This window comes from Ignavibacteria bacterium (assembly GCA_016873845.1).
Classification (GTDB): Bacteria; Bacteroidota; Ignavibacteria; order Ch128b; family Ch128b; genus JAHJVF01.
This window is the reverse complement of the sequence record VGVX01000112.1, coordinates 1-4716: the sequence shown is the minus strand read 5'-3', so window position 1 is coordinate 4716 and position 4716 is coordinate 1. Positions and strand designations below refer to the sequence as shown.

Genomic DNA, 4716 nt, shown 5'->3' with positions numbered 1-4716 from the left:
AAAAAATAAATTAATAGGAGTTATCGATGAAAAATATTCTAACAGTTTGTGTTCTTCTTTTCATTTCTGGTAATCTTTTTTCCCAAAGCAACTACGAGTTGGTTTGGAGCCTTAATCAAAAACCTTTTCAACCACCACAAACCGCATCTGAAATGGCAACAGTAAAAGCCGGGTTTGATACGGATCAAGATGGCAAGGGAGAATTTATTTGCAGCTATACGGATCTAGACAGCAACTACATTTTGATGTACGAAGCAACCAATAATAATACTTATGAATTGGTATGGTACTGGAAATATCCCGTTGCGGCAAATACCTTCGCCAACTTTGTCGTAGGAGATCTCGATAACAATGGCGTTGTTGAAATTATAACAACCCTTCCTTCGCAAGTAGCTGTTAATCCAAATCCTCCCCGACTTTGGGTCTTTCAATGGAACAATGTTCCCGGACAAAACAAATATGGTCTTTACACAGGAGATACATTTGGTCCAAATTATGAATGGAACTTTGACGTCGCGGCAAGCACAGATTTACGTCCTTATAGTCTTACTATCGAAGATATCGACAATGACAGTCAGAACGAACTTATTGTTGGCATAAGACAAGGAGGAAGAGGACGGGAAGTTATTGTTGCATCAGTTGTAGGACAATTCGACGGTTTCGCATCATTTATTATTGAATATAATCTACAGGGGCTGACCGGCGGCAGTTTATATAGTGTTACCACCGGTGATTTAGATAATGATGGGAAAAAAGAGATTTATGCTCTTATCTGGAATTACTTTACCATCCGTATTATTGAAGCTACAGGTCCGAACTCTTATCAGCTTGTTAAAAGTATTGATACAGTATTTAGATCAACTGGCGTTGATTATGGGGCACTTGATGGAGTAAGAGTTGCCGATGTTAACGGTGATGGCTTTAATGAAATGTACATCGCAGGTACAGAACCGGACAACACTATTTTTATAGTTACAAATGTTACGGATGTTGCGAATCTGACAGCAAGCGATTTTAAAGTGTTAACTCGACTTCCTAAAAACGCAGGCGGTAAATTACGGACGATGCAAATATTCGACACAGATAAAGATGGGAAAATGAGTTTAATGATTGCTGGAGAAACTAATGGTCAAATTTTCGATGTCGAATATAAAGGGAGCGGCAATCCAGCTCTCGCAGAAAACTGGGATGTAAATATTGCATTCGATATCTTTCAACATAGTGGTTTTTCACCTACGGCATCTCCGACAATCAGTCCAAGATTATTTTATGGTTCTCCGGCAAATGATATGGATGGCGACGGAAAGAATGAATACATAGTTGCAAATTATAGGACATCTTTTTCTGTTTGGGCTGGTGACGGTTATCTTTGGATGATCGAATTAAAAACAGCAACCGATGTCGACAATGTTACTGCTTCACCGGAGGGATTCATTCTAGAACAGAATTATCCGAATCCGTTTAATCCGAGTACAGTTATTAGTTATCGGTTATCAGTTAATAGTTATGTAACACTGAAAGTTTATGATTTACTCGGCAGAGAAATCGCTACACTCGTAAACGAGCCAAAGCAAGCCGGCGAATTTGAAATAGAGTTCGATGCAAGTAAATATGGATTGAGTTCAGGAGTTTATTTGTATCAGCTTACAGCAGGTTCGTTTTCTTCAACGAAGAAATTTGTCTTTCTACAGTAGATGCTAAAAGATGCCATCCCGACTTGTCGGGATGGCATCTTTAACTTAGTCACGCACTACGGTTAGTCTCTTCGATTAAATTGACACGCTGGGCTTTTGACCCACTTGAACAACAAATACAAGATTCCTATTTTGATTCTGTGAACAGACCGATATATTTCATTAACAATAATTTTGTTGAAAAAAAGAATGCATTCATCCATGTAAACGATATTGGGCTTCTGCGTGGATTTGCTGTGTTCGATTACCTTAAAACTTATTTTGGCATACCATTTCACTTGTCTGATCATATTGAAAGACTTTACAACTCTGCCAAACTCATTGGATTGGAAATAAATCGCTCTAAAAATAAAATTAACAATATTGTCAAAGAACTAGTTAAGAAGAATAATTTTCCTGAATCAAGTATTCGGATAGTTGTTACCGGAGGAATTGGGATCAACAGCAAATCGCTTGGAGAACCAACTTTAATTATTACTTGCGATCCGCGGAATGAAATTGATAACTCCCTTTATTCAACTGGCATTAAAATTAGATCAGTTCAAGATGTTCGCGACATTCCAACTGCAAAGACTATCAACTACACTCATGCTATCAAGTATCTTAACGAGTTCACTCCGAAAGGATTTTGTGAAGTTTTATATATTGCAAATGACCTTGTGCTCGAATGCACATCGAGTAATATTTTTTTTATAAAAGATAATCGATTAGTAACTCCCAAAGAAAATTTATTATCGGGTATTACGAGAAATTTAATTCTTTCAATCTGTAAAAATGATTTTTCCATTGAAGAAAGAAATGTCTCATTTACAGAATTACTGCAGGCAGATGAAGTATTCATTACATCCACAGATAAGGAAATTCTTCCGGTGATTTGTATCGACGATGTTAAAATTGGGGATAGAAATGTTGGAGATTCGGCAAAAAGTATCATGTCCGCATTTCAAGAATATGTAAATTCGAAAATCTGGATTGATAAATCATGAAGCGTAAATGCATCGGAATTCTTGGCGGTGGCCAGCTTGCACGAATGTCTGCGTATGCAGCGTATCGGCTCGGATTCGATGTAGCAATTCTTGAAAAAGAAAAAAATTCCCCTGCGGGACAAATCACTCACAAAGAAATTCTCGGCTGGGTTAATGATGCCGCAATCTTAAGGTCTTTCGCAAAGCAGTGTGATGTGATAACATTGGAAAACGAATTCATCGATTACCAGCACTTAGCTTTTCTAGAAAAAATAAAAAAGAAGGTCATCCCAAGTTCGAGAACAATTTCTTTGATACAGGATAAGTTCCTGCAGAAAGAATCTCTTTCATTGAAAAACCTTCCCATTGCCGATTACTTATCGGTTTCAGCACCGAGTCAATTCGAGCAAATATCAAAAAAATTTGGAGTGCCATTTGTTCTCAAATCACGGAAACATGGTTACGATGGATACGGCAATGCATTCATCAAAACCAAAAAAGATTTCGAACAAGAATATAGAAGATTATCCTCTCGTCATTCAAAATTGCTTACGGAAAAATTTATCGATTTCAGAATGGAGCTCGCTGTAATGGTCGTGCGAACAACGAATGAAATTCGAGCTTATCCTGTCGTACAGACAATTCAGAAAAACCACATCTGCCACATGGTTATTGCACCAGCACAGATAAATCCGAAATTCAAACTGCGAGCAAAAGAAATTGCGATTGAATCAGTAAAAGCTGTCGGCGGATTTGGAATTTTTGGAATTGAAATGTTTTTGACAAAAGAGGATAAGATCTTAATCAACGAAATTGCTCCCCGTCCGCATAACTCCGGTCATTACACGATTGAAGGATGTGTTACATCTCAATTTGAAAATCACATTCGTTCAATTCTCGATTTGCCTCTTGGGTCAACCGAGATGGTCAAACCTTATGCTGTAATGATAAACCTTCTCGGTAAAAAAATTGGAGATGGAATTGTTGAAAACTACAAAACGCCGCTTAGCAATGAGAATGCTCATTTGCACATTTATGGCAAATTAAAATCTCGCATCGGAAGAAAAATGGGACATATAACACTAATCGGAAATGAGCTGAATTATCTTATTGACACAGCAAAAAAGATTGAAAAAAGAATATTAATTTAACCTAATATGAAAACAAAAAATCCAAAAGTCGGAATAATAATGGGAAGCGATTCGGATCTTTCGACGATGAAAGATGCTGCCGAAATGCTTGACGAATTTGGTGTGAGCTATGAAATGAAAATTGTTTCTGCTCACCGCACTCCGAATTTTATGTCGAGATATGCAACCACGGCACACAAACGCGGAATGAAAGTGATTATTGCTGGTGCCGGCGGAGCTGCACATCTGCCTGGAATGACCGCATCTTACACTCCTCTTCCGGTAATCGGAGTTCCTATCAAAACAAAATCACTTGACGGACTTGATTCACTTCTATCTATCGCACAAATGCCTGCAGGCGTGCCAGTCGCAACTGTAGCAATAGGGAACGCCAAGAATGCAGGTTTGCTTGCAGTAAAAATTTTAGCTACGTTTGATAAAACTCTTTTGAAGAAAATTATAAACTTCAAAAAGACGATTGCCAAAGACTCTATGATGAAGAATCGAAAACTTATGTTCTAATTTTTGACTCATTTAATATTCACTGCGAGGTAAAATGGAACTTGACATAGTCGAAGTTTCTTCAAAGAAGGAACTAAAACAATTTATCAAATTTCCTTTCGAGCTGTATAAAAAAAATAAATTTTGGATCCCGCCTCTTATTTCAGATGAACTGCATACTTTACGTCCCGAAGAAAATCCTGCTTTCGAACATTGTCACGCAAGGTATTGGCTTGTTTACAATAGGAATAAAGTCGTCGGAAGAATAGCCGGAATCATTAATAAAAATTATATCGAAAAGTGGAAAAACAAATATGCAAGGTTCGGTTGGATTGATTTCGTCGATGAGCCGGAAGTATCGCAGCTATTATTTTCAACAGTTGAGTCGTGGGCAAAGTCGCAAGGAATGGAAGCAATTCACGGACC

At 37.7% G+C, this 4716-nt stretch carries 5 protein-coding genes; all 5 read left to right on the top strand.

Going from position 1 to position 4716, the window contains the following annotated elements:
• Positions 1-929 precede the first annotated feature (929 nt).
• Complete coding sequence (locus FJ213_12780; GenBank protein ID MBM4177024.1) at positions 930-1694, top strand: T9SS type A sorting domain-containing protein; 765 nt, start codon at positions 930-932, stop codon at positions 1692-1694.
• Between the two features lie 74 nt (positions 1695-1768).
• The gene (locus FJ213_12775; GenBank protein MBM4177023.1) at positions 1769-2680 is read left to right on the top strand and encodes an amino acid aminotransferase; all 912 of its coding nucleotides are present in this window, start codon (positions 1769-1771) and stop codon (positions 2678-2680) included.
• Complete coding sequence (locus FJ213_12770; GenBank protein ID MBM4177022.1) at positions 2677-3810, top strand: 5-(carboxyamino)imidazole ribonucleotide synthase; 1134 nt, start codon at positions 2677-2679, stop codon at positions 3808-3810. Before FJ213_12775 ends, FJ213_12770 begins: the two co-directional genes overlap by 4 nt.
• A gap of 6 nt (positions 3811-3816) precedes the next feature.
• Complete coding sequence (gene purE, locus FJ213_12765; protein ID MBM4177021.1) at positions 3817-4311, top strand: 5-(carboxyamino)imidazole ribonucleotide mutase; 495 nt, start codon at positions 3817-3819, stop codon at positions 4309-4311.
• Positions 4312-4345: 34 nt separating this feature from the next.
• On the top strand, positions 4346-4716 hold a 371-nt coding region (locus FJ213_12760; protein MBM4177020.1), incomplete at its 3' end, for a hypothetical protein.